Here is a 16,998-nt window from a genome sequence, read left to right on the forward strand (position 1 = left end):
GGCGCTGCAGCAGCGTTCGCCGACCTACTGGAGAACGAGCTACGTGTGCTCGGCCCCGACCACCCCCACACCCTAAGGACACGACGTTTGTTAGATTTCTGGCGAAATCGAGTGGATCGGTACGTTCATCAATCGACCGATTGATGAGCAAGATCGGTAAGTGGTGGCGCACGACCGGATCGACGCCGGATCATGCCCATAAAGCAGTGTCAGAAAGTCGATGCGCTCAAGAACTTGAGGGGCACCCTTTTCTGTACGATCTGGCGGTGCAGCCACCCCGCGACGACAACACCGCCGATCTCCTCGCCCCCGTTCCGGCCGTGCGGACCGGCAGCCTCGTGGGATACGCACGCGTGTCCACCAAGGGGCAGTTGCTGGACCGCAGATCCACGCACTCACCGAAACGGGATGCATCCGGATCTTCGCCGACAAGAAGTCCCGCAAGAACGCCAAACGCGAGGAGCTGTGGAAGGCCCTCGACTTTCTGCGCGAGGGCGACACCCTCGTCGTCCCGTCGCTGGACCGGCTCGGCCGCTCCATCCAGGACCTCATCGCGATTGTGTCCGGCCTGCGCAAGCGTGGCGTCGGCTTCACCTCGCTGCACGAGGCGCTCGACACGACCACGCCCGGCGGGCGTCTGGTCTTCCACGTGTTTGCGGCCCTGGCGGAGTTCATCCGCGAACTCATCGTGCAGGGCACCAATGAGGGCCTGGACGGCGCCCGCGCCCGCGGCGCCCGGCTCGGCCGCCCGCCGGCGATGACCGAGGAGCAGGTGCGTCACGCCCGCGACCTACTCGCCCGCCCGGGGAACACCGTCACCTCGATCGCGAAGCTCCTCGGCGTCTCCAGGAACACGATCTACAACTATGTGCCCGAGCTGAAGGGCGGTCGCCGCGCGCGAGTGGTGAGTAGGCGACGAAGCCGATACCAAGTTCCTCCAGGACAGGGAAGCTTGGCTTCACCGCTGATGGTCACCGAGGCGCCCACCTCGGTTGTCCCCGACTTCTTCGAAGTGAACTTGTAGTCGATCGCGTAGTCCTTCTTGTTCTGGACGTACACGTGGTACTTCACCGACATCGTGTTCTTGACGTTCTTGGTGATGACGTGAACCGTGCCCGGCTTGCAGTACTCGCCCCTGGTCGTGAGTGTCTGTTTGAGAACGCTGTTCGTGGGGCCCTGCGGTCGTGATGCTGGGGGTATGGGCTCTGGTGCGGTGGGGCGGCGGTACTGCCCGGAGTGTGGGGTACCGCTGCCGCCGACGAAGTCGGCGACAGCGGTGTTCTGTTCGGGTAGGTGCAGGTCACGACGGTGGCGGGCTTTGCAACACGCCCGTCGGAGGGTGGCGGCTATGCAGCGTGGGGAGAAGGCGGCGTGTCCGGTCTGCGGGCGTGAGTGGACGGTTGGGGTTGAACTGCGCCGGTCGGCAGTGTTCTGCTCGTCGAGGTGCCGGACGCGTTCCTGGAGATCGAAGGTGTCACCGGAATCCGTCACGGTGACGGCATAGCCGAACGCTGCAGTTGAAACACCTGTCGCAGCTCTCTCTCAGAGGGTTGCGGTGGGCCATTGGCACGCCTCACAAGCTCCTCATTCGCGCCTGTCGCGGGCAGGTTCGGGCGGCCCATCCTGATCGTGACCTGGGTGCCCAGCCTGGGCGCGAAGGTGGTGACAGCATGTCGGATCAGGTCGGAAACGTCTCTCGGACCCGTTACGAAGAGCTTGTCGCGGAGTCGCGTGATCTGATTTCGCAGGTCACGAAAGCCCAGTTCTCGTTGGGTGAAAAGGCACTGATCATCGAGCCAATGCGAGCCGTCGGCGGCTCGCAGGGAGCCAAGGGCGAGGAGCTGTTCACGGTCGAGGAGTCGCTGCAGATCTATGCCGATGACATCGGGGTCGGGCTCGGAACGATCGAGGACTGGCGCTGGGTCGCCTCGCGTTGGCCGAAGGAGAAACGCAAAGACGGCGTGTCCTGGAACGTTCACAAGATCCTGGCGTCCATCCCGGATGACGAGGAACGGTGGGTGGCGATCGCAGATGCCCCGTTCAACTCCCGGTCGGGCAGGAAGCAGTGGACCACGGATGGGGCGAAACGCCTGGTCGGTCAGCAGGTCGACCGGCCGGAAACGGTCGAGGAGAAGGTTCGCGCGGTCAAGGACCTGACCCGCGATGACGCGGTCGCGGTCAAGGTGACCGCCTCGCTGCTGACCCGGCCGGACACAGCGGCCGCGCTGCCGGCCGCGGACAAGGCCCGGGTGATCCAGGAGCTCGCCCGCGACGACGAGGTCGCTACTTCGGTCACCTCCGAGCTGCTGCAGCGGCCACGCGTCGCACGACAGGCGATGCGCAACGATGAGGTCCGTTTCACCGTCAACCGAGCCCAGTTCGACAACTCCGAGGAGGTCAGGGGCAGGATCCGGGACAGGGTCCCGGCGGTCCGCAAGATCGAGCACACCATCGAGTACCTCGACCTGGTCGGATCGGCGCATCAATACGTCGCCACCCTGGGCCGACTCGTCCCGCGCATGCGCGACCAGGAGTTCACCGACGACGAGCGCGAGACGATCCGCCGTGGGATCGCGAAGGTCCGTGGGGCCGCCGACTGGCTGGAGGCCGCGCTCGACAGCGGCCAGTTCACGCTGGACGAGCAGTTCGCCCAGCTCCTCAAAGGCGACTGATCCATGACCCGCCGTCGACGCGGCGGTCATCAGGCCCGGCCGCTGAGCGAGCACTACGGCGACCTGGTCCGCGTCGCGCTGATGGAAGCCAGACCTGCTGGCCTGCAGACCAAGCAGCTGGTCGCCGCGACCCGGCTTTCCCCGTCACAGATCGCCCGAGGGGTTCGTCACCTGCGTGATGTCGGTGCGGCTGAGCACCTGACTCCGATCATCTGGCGCCGCAAGGACGGATATCTCTTCTCGGATGAGCCCGCTGACTGGATCGAGTACGAGAAGAAGCAGTTCAAGATCGTGCTCGGCCGACTGACCCGGTTGATCACCGGCACACTCGACCCGCACCTGGCCCGCCACCCTGACGATGAGTGGGCCCAGCTCGCATCGGCCCAGCTCACCGGCGTTCGCGCCACCCTCGCTCAGCTCGTCAAATAGACCTGAAGGTCCTCCTCGATGCCGTCGACCGCGCGTCGGCGCCGCTATCCATCCGACACCTCCGTCGCGGAATGGGCGCTGATCGAACCGCTGCTTCCCCGGCCCGCCTGCACGACGAAAACCGGAGGCCGACCAGAGAAGTGGCATCGCCGTGACATCGTCGACGCGATCCGATACGTCGTCGACAACGGCGTGAAATGGCGGGCCCTGCCCGCCGACTACCCGCCCTGGCAGACGGTCTACTACCACTTCGCCGCCTGGCACCGCCGCGGCGTCATCGCTTTCCTGCGTGACCAGTTCAGACGGCAGATCCGCACGGGCCAGGGACGATGTCCCTGGCCCGTGACGTTGATCGTCGACAGCCAGTCGGTCAAAGGCGCCGAGACCGTGTCCAAGTCCACCCGCGGCTTCGACGCCGGGAAGAAGATCAACGGCCGCAAGAGACACATCGCCGTCGACACCCTCGGACTCCCGGTGATGATCACCGTCACGCCAGCCGACACCACCGACCGCGACGCGGCCCGTGAACTCCTCTGGCGCCTGCGGGTCATGCAACCGCAGATCACGCAGGTCTGGGCCGACACCGCCTATGCCGGCCAACTCATCAACTGGTCTGGCGACTTCCTCAACATGACCCTCAGAACCGTGTCCCGGCCCCGCGGGGCGAAGGGATTCGTCGTTCTGCCCCGGCGCTGGAAAGTCGAACGGACACTGGGCTGGATCATGAAAGCCCGGCGAAATGTCCGCGACTACGAACGGCTGCCTCAACACTCCGAGGCACATCTGACCTGGGCACTCATCACCCTCATGACCAGGCGACTGACCCGCAAGGGGACCCGCCCGAACTGGTCGAAGAAGGAGCCCGGTCTTCCCTGCGCGCGCCGCCCGGACGGGACTCCCGGGCCTTGAGCCCGAGACCGGCGGCTGGGGAGCTCAACCTCCGGCCACGGCCGTCACCCACACCGCGGCAACCACAGAGCCCGCGGCAACGGTCAGTATCACGGTCCGGGCCAGCCGCCACCTGCCCGACATGCTTTCGCTGTTGAACACGCGCCGCTGTTGGACCACTGCCGCGCTGTTCTTTTCCTGTTCCGGCCGGCACCGCCCGCAAAGCGAACGAGCAGGAGAGTCGACCACCAGCCAGTACGCATCCAGCAGTGCGGCCGGAACAGCCTGATCCAAGACGCCGTCACCGATCTCGCCTTGTCCCATGACCGGGCAACGAGCCCAGCACGGTGGAGAAACGGTTCCGTCCACCCTCGCATCGCGCCCCACCCTGAAGCGGCAAGCCAGCGCATGGACTTGACCAGATACGAGCAAGACCGGGCCGCTCAGTCAGCAAGCACGGCGTCCCAGCAGGGTCCAGGCTGGGCGACGCATGCCGCGTTCACCGTTTCTACACCAGCCGCGATCCGCTCACCCAGACACTCACCCGAAAACACCCGAGCTGAGGACACCGGGGATCTCAAACACTCACTGAGCTTGTCCGGGATGTCCTCATCCTTCTCCCCGGGGATGGGGAGGTCCTCATTCAGCTCGCCCGTCTCGGTGCCGTTGGCCACCTCGCCGCTGGGATCGTCCGCCGCGTGCGCACGGTTTCACCTCGCGACCGATCTGGAGCAAGAGCAGCGGCAAAGCGGCCGTAGGGGAAGTGAGTCAATGTCGTCCAGCGCCTGAAGGTCAACACCGTCACCAACGGGCAGGCGAACCCCGACGGCGAGATCGAGGTCTTCTACAACGGTGAGTCCGCCGCGAAGAGGACCGGCCTGCGCTTCGTCAGCAACGACGACCAGGTCGACAAGGCGTACTTCTCCAGCTTCGCCGGTGGCGGCACCTCCGAGTTCGCCCCGGCCAACGACGGCTACATCTGGTACGACGACATCAAGGTGTCCACCAAGCGGGAAGACATCTGCGAGCTGAGCAGCTGTTCCTGACGCACCTCAGACTGCGCCGGGAGGCTCCAGCGGCCTCCCGGCGCCCCAGCTCTCCGGGGCGCTGCACCGGAGAACCCCGTAGCTACTCCGATGGCCCGCAGCGGGCTCGAACACCACGTTGGTGACGACGAAGTATCCCGGGCTCACCCAGCCGTCCTCTTTAGTGACGAGGCCTGGACCGTTCGCGCGGTAGTAACGACGCAACATGCAGCGGCAGAGGAGTCCCAGCCACGAACAGGGCTGGCGGGGCAACGACTGCACCGACCGTGACGGGGAGCTGGACTGCCTGGACCTTTACGACGCTCTCTATCCGCACCGCTCCAGTTTGCCGATCAGAAGAGGGTCGTCCACTGCTATGCCCCTGTGTGCTTGTCGTAGCGGCCGGGGGGCTGCCAGCCGTTGGTGAGGATGTCGAAAACTTCCTCGACGGCGGCTCTGCGGTCCTTCTGGCGTTGAGCCAGGACAGGGACCTCTAGGACGAAACGGGCCAGGGCGGTGCAGGCGAGGTCGTGGTGGTCCACGCCGAACTGGTCGGCGATGGCTGCACTGAGGGTGTCGGTGTGCCGGGTCCACATGCGTTCGGCGTAGGCGCGTAGCGCCGGGGTGGTGTTGACCAGGCGGGTGAACTCCGCTGCCTCGGGGTGTGCCGCGATCGGCAACCAGGTGGCGAGTACGTGCTCGCGCAGGGCGTCGAGGACGCTCTGGCCCGCCGGCCGTTGTTGTACGGCCGCGGCCAGGTGCGCGTCTGTGCTCTCTTCTTGATCGAACACGAGGGCTTCTTTGCCGGTGAAGTGCTTGAACACCGTGGCGGTCGACACGTCCGCGGCTTCGGCAATGTCCTTGATGCTCACGTGGTCGTAGCCGTGTGCCAGGAAGAGTCGGAGTGCGGCGTCTGCGATCGACTGCCGGGTGGCGGCCTTCTTGCGCTCGCGGCGGCTGAGAACGGGCTCGGTCATACCGTGAGGCTACCCGAAGCCACAACGAGAATAAGAGTTGTCACATTCTACTTTTTTACATACTCTACCTATGTGGGCAGGGTGACGAACCCTTGCAGACCCTCCGGCGCTGCGGCTGAGCTGCCGCAGTTCGGCACGGTCACAAGTCGGACGATCACCGCCTTCCTTTTGCCCCGGTACGCCGCGTCCCCCGGACTCGGAGCGCCAGCGCGCCACCTTCGGCCGCAACGTCCCATCCATCCCGCGATGAACGGACCATCCCATGACTTCTTCGCACCCCAGCCACGCTCGGATCAGCATCATCGGAGCCGGACCCGGCGGGCTGACCTGCGCCCGCATCCTCCAGCAGCACGGCATCGCAGTCACCGTTTACGAGGGCGACATCGGACCCGACGCTCGCAACCAGGGCGGCACCCTGGACCTGCACGCCGACAACGGTCAGATCGCCCTGCGTGAAGCCGGCCTGCTCGACGAGTTCTTCAAGCTGGCCCGCCCCGAAGGGCAGGAGATGCGCCAGATGGACCCGACGGGCACCATCACCTCCCACCGGATCCCCGAGCCCGACGAGCTGTTCAAGCCGGAGATCGACCGCGGTCAGCTGCGCGACCTGCTGCTCGGCTCCCTCCAGCCCGGCAGGGTGCGCTGGGGCCGCGTCCTCGACCGCGTCAGCGGACCCTCCCAGGGGCCGCGCCGACTGCACTTCGCCGACGGCACCACCGTCGAGACCGACCTGGTCATCGGGGCCGATGGTGCCTTCTCGCGCGTACGCCAGGCCGTCTCGTCAGCCGTCCCCGAATACAGTGGGGTCAGCTTCCTGGAGGCGCGCTTCGCCGACGTCGAAGCCCGTCACCCCGAGATCGCCAAACTGGTCGGCCAAGGCGGTGCGCACGCCGCCGACGGCGAGCGCGGCTTGTTCGCCCAACGCAACAACTACGACCACATTCGCGTCTACCTGATCCAGCGTGTCCCGGCCGACTGGATCGCCGCGAGCGGCCTGACGTCCAAGGACACCGAAACCATCCGTGCCCTGCTCCTGGAACGCTACGCCCACTGGTCACCCAGCTTGCAGCAGATGATCACCGACAACGACGGCCCCTATGCCGACCGCCCGATCTTCGCTCTGCCTGCCCCGCACACCTGGGAGCACGACCCGACGGTGACTTTGCTCGGCGACGCCGCCCACCTCATGCCGCCGCTGGGCGTCGGCGTCAACCTCGCCATGCTCGACGCGAGCGACCTCGCCTTGGCCCTGGCGAACGCGGCGACTGTCGATGACGCCGTCCACGTCTACGAGAAAACCATGCTCCCCCGCTCGGCCGAGATGGCCCAAGTCCTCGAAGGCGGCGCGGAGCACCTGCTGGCGACTGAGTCCCCCGACTTCAGCGACGACAACCTTGGGACGCGACCTGCGTAGTGCGCACGTTGAAGTGTCTTCCCGCTTTGGTGAGAAAAGCCCTACACAAGCCTCATCACCCCAGCTCAGAGGGCACTTTCGCCTTTCCGCTCAGAACCCGGAAACGGCCGCAACTGAAACGCGCGGGTTAGTACTGCAACGGTGCTTGCCGTGACTGCTGGCCAGCTCGGTCGTTGGTGTGGTTACGGGTGGGGGCCTTGCTGAAGTCAGGTTGTGGGCAGGAGAGCTGGACGTACTGCATGAGCGGTTCGTGCACCGGTTCAACCGGGAGGAGCCGCGTCAGTCGGCGCTGGCTTACATGCGGGGGCTGGTTGCGCCGCTGGAGCGGAAGAACGGCTGGACGCTGGCGGAGGAGGCCGGTCACGCGGGCCCCGATCGCATCCACCGGCTGCTGAACCGGATCGAGTGGGAAGCCGACGAGGTCCTGGACGACGTACGCGACTACGTCGTCGAACACCTCGGAGACCGGGATGCCGTCCTGATCGTCGATGACACAGGCTTCCTCAAGAAGGGCATCCGTTCGGCCGGCGTGGGTGGATTTTCGAATCAGACTCCTTCGTCAGGAACTCCTTGAGAACGCGCACCATCTCCGTGGGTGCCTCGAAGGGCCAGAAGTGCCCGGCATCGAAAAGGTGGACATCGCTGCCGGCGGGCAGCCTGTCAAGGACCGCGGTGTCGGTGTAGAACTCGTGCGGCTGGTTGGGGTCGTCGCGCCCCTGGAGCAGAAGGACCGGACACCTCCAGGCGTCGATGAGGTGGGTGCGGCGCTCTATCCATTCCTGTCGAAACGAGGAAGGGTTGAAGTAGCGCGGGACCGCACAGGAGATGCCTTCGTAGCTGAATTCCTGCACGGTGCGGACGAGGTCGGAGTCCTTTACCGGCCGCTCCGCCAGCAGCGCGTAGGCGGCGACTACGAAGCTCCGCGCGTCGGACAGGATCGATGGGGCCTCGGGCGAGGTGAACATCTCCTGCTGCGGGTGCAGGTCCGGGTGCAGCTTCCACAGGTGCTGCTGGCCTCGTCCGTAGCGGGTGACGCGATCGCCCAGGCGGGCAACCAAGTGGTCGCCCACGGGAGTTCCGCGGTCGTGGGTGACGAGGCTGAAGCGGTCCACGCCGATCTGGTCGAGGAAGGCGGCCAGTTGCAGGGCGACGCCTTCCTGCCGGAAGTCGCCCGTGCCCTTCTCCGACTGGCCGTAGCCCTTGAGGTCGATCGCCAGGCAGCGGAAGGTGCCGCCCAGGGATTGGAGCGCGTAATGCCACTGCCACCACGAGTCGGGCACACCATGCAGGAAGACGACGACGGGAGCCTTGGCGGGCCCGCACTCGACGTAGTGCCACCGCACGGTGTCGCCGTCGCCGGGAGCGTCGACGAAGCGGTGGACTGCGGTGACGCCGCCGAGGTTCTCGGGGTCACCGTCCGCGTCGGGCTCCCGGGCCGGGGTGGCGGGCAGCGCGGCGACACGGTCACCGACAGCCGCGAGCCGCTTCGGACGCTCTTCGAATCCGGCGCGTATCCGGGCGGGCGGCTCGGTGTACTCATGGGCGGTGGGCGTGGTCGGCATTGCGGTCCTTTGGGGTATACGACGGAACTTGATGGATGTGGCTCTCTGCTGAGAGTTCAGTGGGCGAACGTCACGGCTGCGTACGCCGTGGCCGTCAAGGCGAGCACGGCGGCCGGTACGGCGCGTACGGGCGGATCGCCGTGCCGCAGATGAACCACCGCGGCGGCCGTCATCAGCAGCGCAAGTCCGGCCCCGGCAGCGGCGCCGAGCGGCAGCGATGCCAGTCCGAGGAGGAGTCCGGCGGCTCCGGCGATCTCCAGGGTGCCGACGAGGCGGTATAGGCCCGTGGACGTGCCGAGGTGGGCGGCCGCCTGGCGCATGAACGGCAGCGCGGCCATCTTCGCCAGTCCCAGCGGGAGGAACACCAGGGACAGCACGACAGCAAGGGTGATCTGCACGGTTCTCATGTGCTCTGCTCCCGTCGTCGGGCACTGAGGCGTGCGTAGTAGTCGAGGAGGTCGGGGGCGTCGATCGTGGCGGGGTTGACGACCTGTTCGACGGGCGCTCCTTGGAGCAGGCGCTTGATCGGAACTTCCAGCTTCTTTCCCGTGCGGGTGTGTGGGACGGCCGGCACTTCGAGGATCTCGTCGGGGACGTGGCGCGGTGAGGCGCCTGTGCGGATGGCCTCGCGGATCTTGTCTCGGAGCGCCTCGTCGAGGGCGGCTTCGTCCGCGAGCTGGACGAACAGGGGCATCCAGTAGCCGCCGCCTGGTTCTTCGGCCCCGATGACGAGGGCCTCGGTGATTTCGGGGAGGCGTTCGACGACGTCGTGGATGTCGGCGCTGCCCAGGCGTACACCGTTGCGGTTCAGCGTGCTGTCGGAGCGGCCGTGGACGATCACCGATCCGTGCGAGGTGAGGGTGATCCAGTCGCCGTGCCGCCAGACGCCGGGGTACGTGGCGAAGTACGCCTCGTGGAGGCGCGTGCCGTCGGGGTCGTTCCAGAGACGCAGCGGCATCGACGGCATGGGACGGGTGACGACCAGTTCGCCTACCTGGTCCACGACGGGCCGTCCCTCGGCGTCGTATGCGGCCAGGGCGACGCCGAGGTGGGGCGCGGACAGTTCACCGGCCCAGATGGGTGTGGTGGGGGCGCTGCCCGCGAAGCCTGAGACGACGTCGGTGCCGCCGCTGCTGGAGGCCAACTGGACGTGGTCACCGACGTGTTCGCGGACCCAGGGGTAGGCGGTGGCGGGCAGGGTGGAGCCGGTGCACCCGATGGCGCGGATCGCCGAGAGGTCGTGGACGGACGGGTCGACACCGAACTTGGCCATGCCCAGGAGATATTGGGGACTGGTCCCGAAGACGGTGACGCGGTGCCGGGCGGCCAGCTGCCACAGCAGGTCGGGCTGGGCCTGTGGGGCCGGGCTGCCGTCGTACGTACAGGTGGTCGCGCCGGTCAGGAGGGTGGAGACGAGTAGGTTCCACATCATCCAGTGGGTGGTGGTGTACCAGAACAGGCACTCGCCGGGCCGCAGGTCGCTGTGCAGGCCAAGGGTCTTCAGGTGCTCGAGCAGGACACCGCCGTGGCCGTGGACGATGCCCTTGGGCAGACCCGTCGTGCCGGAGGAGAAGACCACCCACAGCGGGTGGTCGAACGGGACAGGCATACAGGTGAGTTGCTCATCGACTCGGCTGCATGCTTCCTGCCACGGCACCGTGTGCAGCTGCCCGGCGGTCTGCGGCCAGGGCCGGTCCACGTGCCCGACCAGGACCGCAGCCTTCAACGTTGGCAGTGAGCGCGCCAGTTCGAGGGCAGCGTCGCGGCGGTCGTGGGTGGTGCCGTTGAAGAGGTAGCCGTCGGCCGCGATCAGGGCGGCGGGCTCCAGCTGGGCGAAGCGGTCGGCCGCGGCCTGGGGCGCGTAGTCCTGTCCGCACACCGACCAGACGGCACCCAGGCTCGCGGCGGCGAGGAACGCGATGACGGCGTGCGGGGTGTTGGGCAGATAGCCCACGACCCGGTCCCCCGCGCCGACCCCGAGATCACGCAGAGTGGCGGCGACCGAGGCGACCTGGGCGCGCAGTTGCCGCCCGGTGATCTCGTATGCCGCTCCGGTCTCGTCGAGTGCGAGGATCGCCACGCCGTCGTCCGCGAGGTTGCGCAGGGCATGGTGGGCGTAGTTGAGAGTGGTGCCGGTAAACCAGCGGGCGCCAGGCATCCGCTCGTCCTCGAGCACCCGCTCGTACGGGGTGTCCGCCTCGATGTCGAAGTAGTCCCAGACCGCGCTCCAGAACCCTTCCAGGTCGGTGACCGACCAGCGATGCAAGGCGGCGTAGTCCTCGGGGTCGGATCCGCTGGCGGCTCCCCGGTGCCGCGCCGCCCACTGGGCGAAGTCCCTAATGCGGCTGTGTGCGGCCGTTCGTGGATCGGGCGGCAGGAAGGGATCTGGCCTGGTCATGCGTCGACGCTCCTCGGCAAGCCGGTGCTGGTTCCTGGGGACGTAAGACAGTGGTGGCGTGTGGTATGCAGCAGCGGCGCCCAGCCGGCGGTGTCGGTAAAGGCGGTGGCAAGCGCGGGGACGACGTCCACGACGACGCGGTCCGGGCGCAGCAGCACCGCCTCGGCCCGGGCCGCGTGCAGCCACGCGGCCAGCTGCCCGTCGTCGAGGCCATCCGCGCGGACCAGGCGGGCGCCGAGCCCGTGGGCCAGCGCGCACAGCCAGGGCCCGGGATCGGTGGCGGTCAGGATGGCGAAGGAGTCGCCGAACAGATCGTCCAGGCGGCTGCGCTGTCCGTCGACGCTCACCCAGGGTTGCGGGCAGAGGGTGCCCACCAGGCGGCGGGGCCCGAAGCGGGTACGGCGGTGCTGAAGCGGCCCGGCGGTCAGGGGCGGGCTGAGATCGCGGCCGGCGGCAGCGGTCAGAGCGGGGATGTGCGCGGCCGCCTTGAGGGCCGTGCGGCGCAGCGCGGCGGCGCTGTCCTGGCCGCCGGTCATGGCCCAGCCCACCGCGACCGCACGCCGGATGACATGCCGGACGTGCGGCTTGCGTTCACTCTCGTACGTATCAAGGAGCCGCTCATCGCCGCCTTGTTGGAGGACGCGGGCGAGCTTCCAGGTGAGGTTGTACGCGTCCCGCAGGCCCGCGCACAGGCCCTGGCCGATGAACGGCGGGGTGAGGTGGGCCGCGTCGCCGAGCAGGAAGACGCGCCCGCGGCGCCAGTGGTCGGCGACGCGGGCGCGGAAGGTGTAGTCGGCCTGCCGGATGACCTCGAAGTCCCCGCTGTAGGACGGTGCCACCCAGGGGGCGACCAGTGCGCGGATCGGCTTGTTGCGCTCACCCTCGTGCAGCCGGAACTCCCAGCGATAGCGGTCTTCGCCGACGCGCATGAAGGTCGCAGGCCGGTCCGGGTCGCAGATCTGGTCCACGCCGTCCCAACTGCCGATGTCGGCCTTGGTCTTCACGTCGAGTACGGTCCAGCGCTCCTCGAAGCGCATGTCCTCCCATACGGCGTCGATGGCGTCGCGGGTCAGGCTGCCCGCCCCGTCGCACCCGAGGACCGCATCGGCCCACAGCTGGTGCTTCCCCGCCTCATCGCGGTATGTGATCCGTACGGGAGCAGCGGTGTCCGGGCCGATGCCGGTGACTTCGACGCCGCTGCGCAGTTCGCACTCGGGCCGACGGGCCAGCGCGTCGCGCAGCAGCCGCTCGAGTGCGGGCTGGTCGAACATGCTGGTCTGCGGGTATCCGTGCGGGCCGTGGCGGGAGCGCCGGAACTCGGCCATCACCCGGTGCCTCGAATCCAGCAGGCGCAGCCCGTTGCCCGGGCGGGCGATCGCCGCGAACTCCTCGGCGATGCCCGCGGCCTGCAGGATCCGGCGCACCTCGTCGTCGGTCACCAGGGCACGGGGCAGCGGATAGATGTCCCGGTGGCGTTCGAAGACAACGGTGCGCACGCCCCGCCGGGCCAGCAGGAGCGCGGCCAGCACACCCACCGGCCCGGCGCCGATGACGGCCACCGGTATGTGCGGCGCTCTCATGGGAGCAGCGTCGGACTGGTCGGCCCCGGCGGTGCCGAGGTGCGGCGCGCCCGGCTTCACGTGGCGTCCGCGACGGCGGTGCGCTGCGCGCCGAGGTCGATGCGGCCATCCGGGGTGGCGATCTGCGCGGTCACCACGTCACCCACGTTCAGGTAACGCGGGTTCTTGGCCTGGCTCTTGAAGAACATCTTCCATTTCACGGCGGGCGGCAGCAGCGCGCCGATCTTCTCCACCGCCTTCGGCGGGGCTTTCAGAGCGGTGCCGCCGGGGGTACCGGTGAGCAGCAGGTCCCCGGCGTTCAGGGTCTGGAAGCGGGCGAGCAGGGTCAGCGCCTGCGCCGGGCGGACGATCATGTCGGCGAGGGTGCGGTCCTGCCGCAGTTCACCATTGACGGACAACTGCAGTCGCAGATCGAGGAGATGTGCGAAGTCCTCCGGCTCCAGCAGGGCCAGGTGGGGCCCGGTGGGCGTGAAGGTCGGGTACGACTTGCTCTCGTAGAACTGTGTCTTGGTCAGCTGTACGTCGCGGGCGCTGACGTCGTTGGTGACGACGAGGCCGGCGACATACGACGGCAGGTCCCGCTCTTCGACGACGGCGCCGATGGGCAGCGGTGCGCCCATGATGAGCCCCAACTCGACCTCGTAGTCGAGGAGTTTCACGTGCGCTGGCCGCACGATGTCCTGACCGGGGGCGCTCACCGACCCGGACGCCTTACGGAAGAACGCGGGCGGAATGTCGCCCGTGAATCCCGAATCGCGGGCATGGCTGCGGTAGTTGACCATCTGGGCGACCACCCGGCAAGGCGTGGTGACCGGCGAGAGGACTGCCAGGTCCGTGACGGGTGGGCCCGCCTCACCGTTCGCGGCGGCCTCTTGGACGGCAGCCCGGTCGGCAAGGAGCTCGGCGGTGGTGACGGCTTTGGTGTCGACGGGGACGGCGCTCTTGCCGCGGACCACCCACCATCCGTCGGCCGTGCGCAGGACGTTGACGCTCAAGAGTTCATCGCTTTCATCAGGCCAAGGAGGCGGGCGGGGTCGAGTTCGCTGTCGCCGCGCAGGGCCTGGAGGACCTCGCGGAGCTTGGCGGGGGACGGGCGTGCGCCGAGGAAGTCGCGGGTGACCGTTGGTCCCCATTGGGCAAGGCCGCTCGCCGACATGGGCGCCCAGCCGGGCTCGACGTCACGGGGGAAGAGATCGCCGTCGGCGAAGTGCTCCAGCATGAAGTGGTCGGGGTCGCGCCAGTAGTCGAAGAGCTGGCTGCCCTGGATGTGCCGACCGATGCCCCAACTGCGCCGGTAGCCGCGCTCGCCCAGGTACTCGCCCCCGGCGGCGATCGAGTCCAGATCGGTGACCTGGTAGGCGGAGTGGACATAGCCCGTACCCGGCCCCAGGTGCATGGCCAGGGTGTGGTGGTCGGCCGGCAGCCCGCCCAGGTCGCAGCGGAGGAACGCCATGGTCGGGCCGCGCTCCCGCTGCCCGTCCAGGAACAGGAAGTCGGACACGATCATGCCGAGGGTGTCCAGGTACCAGTCGAGGGCACGGGCGAACACCCGGGTTTCGAGGACCACATGGCCCAGGCGCTGGATACGGGATGGCTCCCGGGGCGGGCGCTGAGTGGCGCCGATGCGACGCGGATGCGCCCCGAAGTTCAACGGCAGCGTCCGCTGCCCCGGCAGCCCGGGGAGCGATTCGGTGCAGTCTACGACCCGGACCGGGAAGCCGGACGGGTCGAGCAGGGTCACCACCTTGCCGCCGCCGGGAACGTCCGCGTCCCGTACGGCCGAGCCGGTCGCCCGCGCCAACCGGTCCAGGTCCGCCCGTTCGGCTGCCCGGAACGCAGGGCCGATGAAGCGCGAGGTGCGGCCGCGCCGGATCACCATGCACGGCGATCCCGCAAAGGTGCCCCGTAGCCACAGCTCACGCTCGCCGCGTGCAGCGATCTGGAACCCGAAGTCACGGGCGAAGGTCTCCGCCCGGTCCAGATCCGGCTTCTCGAACTCCAGCCAGGCCAGGTCCGCCACCTTGATCACGGGGTTCCGGGAGCGCCCCGGGTGCTCGCCGCGCAGGGCGCCCCGCTCGCTGTGGAGGCCCTGGTGAGACGTCGTGACAGTGGCGTCGGCCATACGGGTTTCAGACATCGTGCCCTCCGAGCAACAGCCTCGTATTGATGAAAGCATCAACTCTGATTGCAGCGTCAGTCAATAGGGCGACGGAGATAACTTGATGAAAGCATCAGAAATAAGATCGCTGTCGCGCTCGTCGTTAGACTCGGCACATGCCCACGTCAGCCCCACCCAGCCGCTACGCGCGGCGCCGCGCCGAAACCCGCAGGTCCCTCATCCGTGCGGCCCGGCAGATCCTCGCCGAGACCGGGGACACCGGAGCGAGCATCCAGGCCATCGCCGAGCGCGCGGACGTCGGCTTCGGCTCCTTCTACAACCACTTCGAGTCCAAGACCGCACTGTTCGAGGCAGCGGTGATGGACGCGCTGGAGGAGTTCGGCCAGACCTTCGACGAACAACTGGCGGGAATCGACGACCCCGCAGAACTCCTGTCTGCCGGATTCCGGCTCAGCGCGCGCATGGCCGAGTCCCACCCGCAACTCATGCAGGTCCTGCGCCGCCGCGGCCTGGGCCACCTCCACTCGGACAACGGCCTGACCACCCGGGCGCTGCGCGACCTGGAGGCCGGCATCGCCACCGGCCGCTTCACCATCAGCGATCCGACCGTCGCCCTGACCGCACTGGGCGGAACCCTGCTTTCGCTGGTGGAGCTCAGATTCACCCGACCCGACCTGGACGGCGACGAGGCCGCCACGAACCTGGCCGAGATGGTCCTACGCATGCTCGGCCTGCCACCGGACGACGCCCTCGAGGTCTCCCGCAGGCCGCTTCCCGACCTCGCATAGCCCGGCCGCCCCGGACAGATGGCCGTTCCAGCCCCCTCTCCCGGCCAGATGAGGGGAGGCGGGCGAGTTGGAGTCCCGGGTGTTCACCCCCGACGGCCGCTATGCCATCGGGCTCAGCAGCACCGCCCTGCCGCCGGGGCCCCAACTCCCGCCGCGCGGATCCGCCCGAACCCCAAGGGTTGCAGTTCGGGTTGCATTCGCCTCAGTTCAGAGGCGTCCGGAGCGTTTCCCTCGGGCGCTCTCGGCCCAGGTCAGAACGTTGACGAACACCTTCCGGTCCTGCTGGCGCCGAAACTCCGGGCCGATCTCCTGCAGCATCGCCAGCAGCACCGAGTGCCGTTGCATGCACTCGACGATCAACCGCTTCAGCTCCTCCAGTTCCCGCCGTCTGGTGTCGTCGGCGGTCGCCTCCAGCAGCTGCATCACGCTTTCCTTGAGCTGTGCCTCGGCATCACAGCGGTTCTTGACGTGATCAAGAGCCTCATCGACCGTGTCCTTGACCTCGGAACGGATGCTCTGCAACCGGGCTCGCAGAGCAATCTGGCGGGCCTCGCTGATCCGGGCCCGCTTGAGCAGCGCCTCCAGCTTGGCCTCGGCGGCGACCTGTTCCGAGGCGATGTCCACGTCGATGGCATGCACCAACACGGTGATTGCCGCATCCGTGACCGAGAGTGCGGCCCGCCCGACGTGGTCCGGCACTTCCTGAAGATCTGAAACGGAAACCGCAGCGTCTGAAAACCCTCCGCGGCCAACGACCCGACATCGTGCACGAAGGCCCGCACCCGCACCTCCGTGTAGATCAGCTTCTCGGTCACCCACCGGGCAACAGCCTGGTGTTCGCCATCCCCTCGCCCAGGCACCTGCAGCGCGGCGATCTCGGCGGCATGGCCGGCCACCTGCCTGGCGCGGTGAGCCTGTGAAATTGTGAGAACTGCTCAGCTATCAGGTTCAAGTCAGGGGAGTCACAGCAGACATGACTGCGGGCAACGGCCGGGAACCCGTGCTGCTGACACGCATGCACCGGATCCTGATCGGTGTGGTCGTAGCCGGTGCGGTCGTCATCGCCGGCATCGGTTTCGCGGGGTCCTACGCGGCCGTGCGTGACCTTGCCGAGAAGAAGGGTTTCGGCAGCTTCTCGGTGGTCTT

Annotated in this window: 16 protein-coding genes and 2 pseudogenes; 9 read left to right on the forward strand and 9 right to left on the reverse strand. The window is 67.8% G+C overall.

Features of this window, described 5'->3' with window-relative positions; translation table 11 throughout:
- The first annotated feature begins 418 nt into the window (after nt 1–418).
- The 4 genes and pseudogenes from AC5P1C_RS37950 to AC5P1C_RS37965 all read left to right on the forward strand — a co-directional run bounded on the left by AC5P1C_RS37950 (nt 419) and on the right by AC5P1C_RS37965 (nt 4,147).
- A complete protein-coding gene (locus AC5P1C_RS37950; protein ID WP_493870538.1) occupies nt 419–1,024 on the forward strand; it encodes a recombinase family protein in 606 nt (201 codons plus the stop codon).
- Nucleotides 1,025–1,517: 493 nt separating this feature from the next.
- Nucleotides 1,518–2,672 (forward strand): DUF6192 family protein, encoded by a 1,155-nt coding sequence (locus tag AC5P1C_RS37955; protein ID WP_493870526.1) that lies wholly within the window; start codon nt 1,518–1,520, stop codon nt 2,670–2,672.
- Between the two features lie 3 nt (nt 2,673–2,675).
- Entirely contained in the window at nt 2,676–3,101 is a 426-nt protein-coding gene (locus AC5P1C_RS37960; RefSeq protein WP_493870527.1) for a hypothetical protein, read from the forward strand.
- An 18-nt stretch (nt 3,102–3,119) separates the two neighbouring features.
- A pseudogene (locus tag AC5P1C_RS37965) lies at nt 3,120–4,147 on the forward strand (IS5 family transposase).
- Here AC5P1C_RS37965 and AC5P1C_RS37970 read toward each other — a convergent pair.
- Nucleotides 4,035–4,313 carry a hypothetical protein gene (locus AC5P1C_RS37970; RefSeq protein WP_493870542.1) on the reverse strand — a complete coding sequence of 93 codons (279 nt, stop codon included), beginning with the start codon at nt 4,311–4,313 and terminating at the stop codon, nt 4,035–4,037. The pseudogene AC5P1C_RS37965 and the gene AC5P1C_RS37970 overlap by 113 nt on opposite strands.
- Nucleotides 4,314–4,774: 461 nt before the next feature.
- Between AC5P1C_RS37970 and AC5P1C_RS37975 the strand changes: the two genes are divergently transcribed.
- The gene (locus tag AC5P1C_RS37975) at nt 4,775–5,035 is read left to right on the forward strand and encodes a polysaccharide lyase (protein ID WP_493870539.1); all 261 of its coding nucleotides are present in this window, start codon (nt 4,775–4,777) and stop codon (nt 5,033–5,035) included.
- Between the two features lie 353 nt (nt 5,036–5,388).
- Here the strand turns inward: AC5P1C_RS37975 and AC5P1C_RS37980 are convergent, their stop codons facing one another.
- On the reverse strand, nt 5,389–5,991 hold the full coding sequence (locus tag AC5P1C_RS37980; RefSeq protein WP_493870528.1) for a TetR/AcrR family transcriptional regulator: 603 nt from the start codon (nt 5,989–5,991) through the stop codon (nt 5,389–5,391).
- A gap of 262 nt (nt 5,992–6,253) precedes the next feature.
- Here AC5P1C_RS37980 and AC5P1C_RS37985 point away from each other — a divergent pair, with 262 nt between their 5' ends.
- Together AC5P1C_RS37985 and AC5P1C_RS37990 are read left to right on the forward strand one after the other, a co-directional pair.
- Complete coding sequence (locus AC5P1C_RS37985; protein WP_493870529.1) at nt 6,254–7,405, forward strand: FAD-dependent oxidoreductase; 1,152 nt, start codon at nt 6,254–6,256, stop codon at nt 7,403–7,405.
- A gap of 178 nt (nt 7,406–7,583) precedes the next feature.
- Nucleotides 7,584–7,937, forward strand: a pseudogene (locus AC5P1C_RS37990) (transposase); the annotation flags it as partial.
- Here the strand turns inward: AC5P1C_RS37990 and AC5P1C_RS37995 are convergent.
- From AC5P1C_RS37995 to AC5P1C_RS38020, 6 genes are read right to left on the reverse strand one after another with little or no spacing between them, the layout of a single operon-like run.
- Nucleotides 7,909–8,967, reverse strand: a complete 1,059-nt coding sequence (locus tag AC5P1C_RS37995) for an alpha/beta fold hydrolase (protein ID WP_493870530.1) — start codon at nt 8,965–8,967, stop codon at nt 7,909–7,911. The pseudogene AC5P1C_RS37990 and the gene AC5P1C_RS37995 sit on opposite strands and share 29 nt — an antisense overlap.
- 56 nt (nt 8,968–9,023) lie before the next feature.
- Complete coding sequence (locus AC5P1C_RS38000; protein WP_493870531.1) at nt 9,024–9,374, reverse strand: DoxX family protein; 351 nt, start codon at nt 9,372–9,374, stop codon at nt 9,024–9,026.
- Complete coding sequence (locus AC5P1C_RS38005; RefSeq protein WP_493870532.1) at nt 9,371–11,365, reverse strand: acetoacetate--CoA ligase; 1,995 nt, start codon at nt 11,363–11,365, stop codon at nt 9,371–9,373. Before AC5P1C_RS38005 ends, AC5P1C_RS38000 begins: the two co-directional genes overlap by 4 nt.
- A complete protein-coding gene (gene mhpA / locus AC5P1C_RS38010; protein WP_493870533.1) occupies nt 11,362–12,945 on the reverse strand; it encodes a bifunctional 3-(3-hydroxy-phenyl)propionate/3-hydroxycinnamic acid hydroxylase MhpA in 1,584 nt (527 codons plus the stop codon). Before mhpA ends, AC5P1C_RS38005 begins: the two co-directional genes overlap by 4 nt.
- Nucleotides 12,946–13,001: 56 nt before the next feature.
- Nucleotides 13,002–13,940 (reverse strand): fumarylacetoacetate hydrolase family protein, encoded by a 939-nt coding sequence (locus AC5P1C_RS38015; protein WP_493870534.1) that lies wholly within the window; start codon nt 13,938–13,940, stop codon nt 13,002–13,004.
- Entirely contained in the window at nt 13,937–15,082 is a 1,146-nt protein-coding gene (locus AC5P1C_RS38020; RefSeq protein WP_493870535.1) for a VOC family protein, read from the reverse strand. The genes AC5P1C_RS38015 and AC5P1C_RS38020 overlap by 4 nt, the downstream gene beginning before the upstream one ends.
- Nucleotides 15,083–15,219: 137 nt before the next feature.
- On the opposite strand from AC5P1C_RS38020, the gene AC5P1C_RS38025 reads away from it, so the two are divergent.
- Nucleotides 15,220–15,852 carry a TetR/AcrR family transcriptional regulator gene (locus AC5P1C_RS38025; protein ID WP_493870536.1) on the forward strand — a complete coding sequence of 211 codons (633 nt, stop codon included), beginning with the start codon at nt 15,220–15,222 and terminating at the stop codon, nt 15,850–15,852.
- Nucleotides 15,853–16,059: 207 nt separating this feature from the next.
- On the opposite strand, the gene AC5P1C_RS38030 is transcribed toward AC5P1C_RS38025, so the two are convergent.
- A complete protein-coding gene (locus tag AC5P1C_RS38030) occupies nt 16,060–16,551 on the reverse strand; it encodes a hypothetical protein (protein WP_493870537.1) in 492 nt (163 codons plus the stop codon).
- A 274-nt stretch (nt 16,552–16,825) separates the two neighbouring features.
- Here AC5P1C_RS38030 and AC5P1C_RS38035 point away from each other — a divergent pair.
- On the forward strand, nt 16,826–16,998 hold a 173-nt coding region (locus AC5P1C_RS38035; protein ID WP_493870540.1), incomplete at its 3' end, for a DUF2637 domain-containing protein.

Source organism: Streptomyces sp. A18 (assembly GCF_059026065.1).

Excerpts from the sequence above, each read along its gene's own strand:
- mhpA (WP_493870533.1), bottom strand. The coding sequence starts at position 12,945 with ATGAGAGCGCCGCACATACCGGTGGCCGTCATCGGCGCCGGGCCGGTG.
- AC5P1C_RS37995 (WP_493870530.1), bottom strand. The coding sequence starts at position 8,967 with ATGCCGACCACGCCCACCGCCCATGAGTACACCGAGCCGCCCGCCCGG.
- AC5P1C_RS38025 (WP_493870536.1), top strand. The coding sequence starts at position 15,220 with ATGCCCACGTCAGCCCCACCCAGCCGCTACGCGCGGCGCCGCGCCGAA.
- AC5P1C_RS37960 (WP_493870527.1), top strand. The coding sequence starts at position 2,676 with ATGACCCGCCGTCGACGCGGCGGTCATCAGGCCCGGCCGCTGAGCGAG.
- AC5P1C_RS38000 (WP_493870531.1), bottom strand. The coding sequence starts at position 9,374 with ATGAGAACCGTGCAGATCACCCTTGCTGTCGTGCTGTCCCTGGTGTTC.
- AC5P1C_RS37970 (WP_493870542.1), bottom strand. The coding sequence starts at position 4,313 with ATGGGACAAGGCGAGATCGGTGACGGCGTCTTGGATCAGGCTGTTCCG.
- AC5P1C_RS37985 (WP_493870529.1), top strand. The coding sequence starts at position 6,254 with ATGACTTCTTCGCACCCCAGCCACGCTCGGATCAGCATCATCGGAGCC.
- AC5P1C_RS38005 (WP_493870532.1), bottom strand. The coding sequence starts at position 11,365 with ATGACCAGGCCAGATCCCTTCCTGCCGCCCGATCCACGAACGGCCGCA.
- AC5P1C_RS37980 (WP_493870528.1), bottom strand. The coding sequence starts at position 5,991 with ATGACCGAGCCCGTTCTCAGCCGCCGCGAGCGCAAGAAGGCCGCCACC.
- AC5P1C_RS38020 (WP_493870535.1), bottom strand. The coding sequence starts at position 15,082 with ATGTCTGAAACCCGTATGGCCGACGCCACTGTCACGACGTCTCACCAG.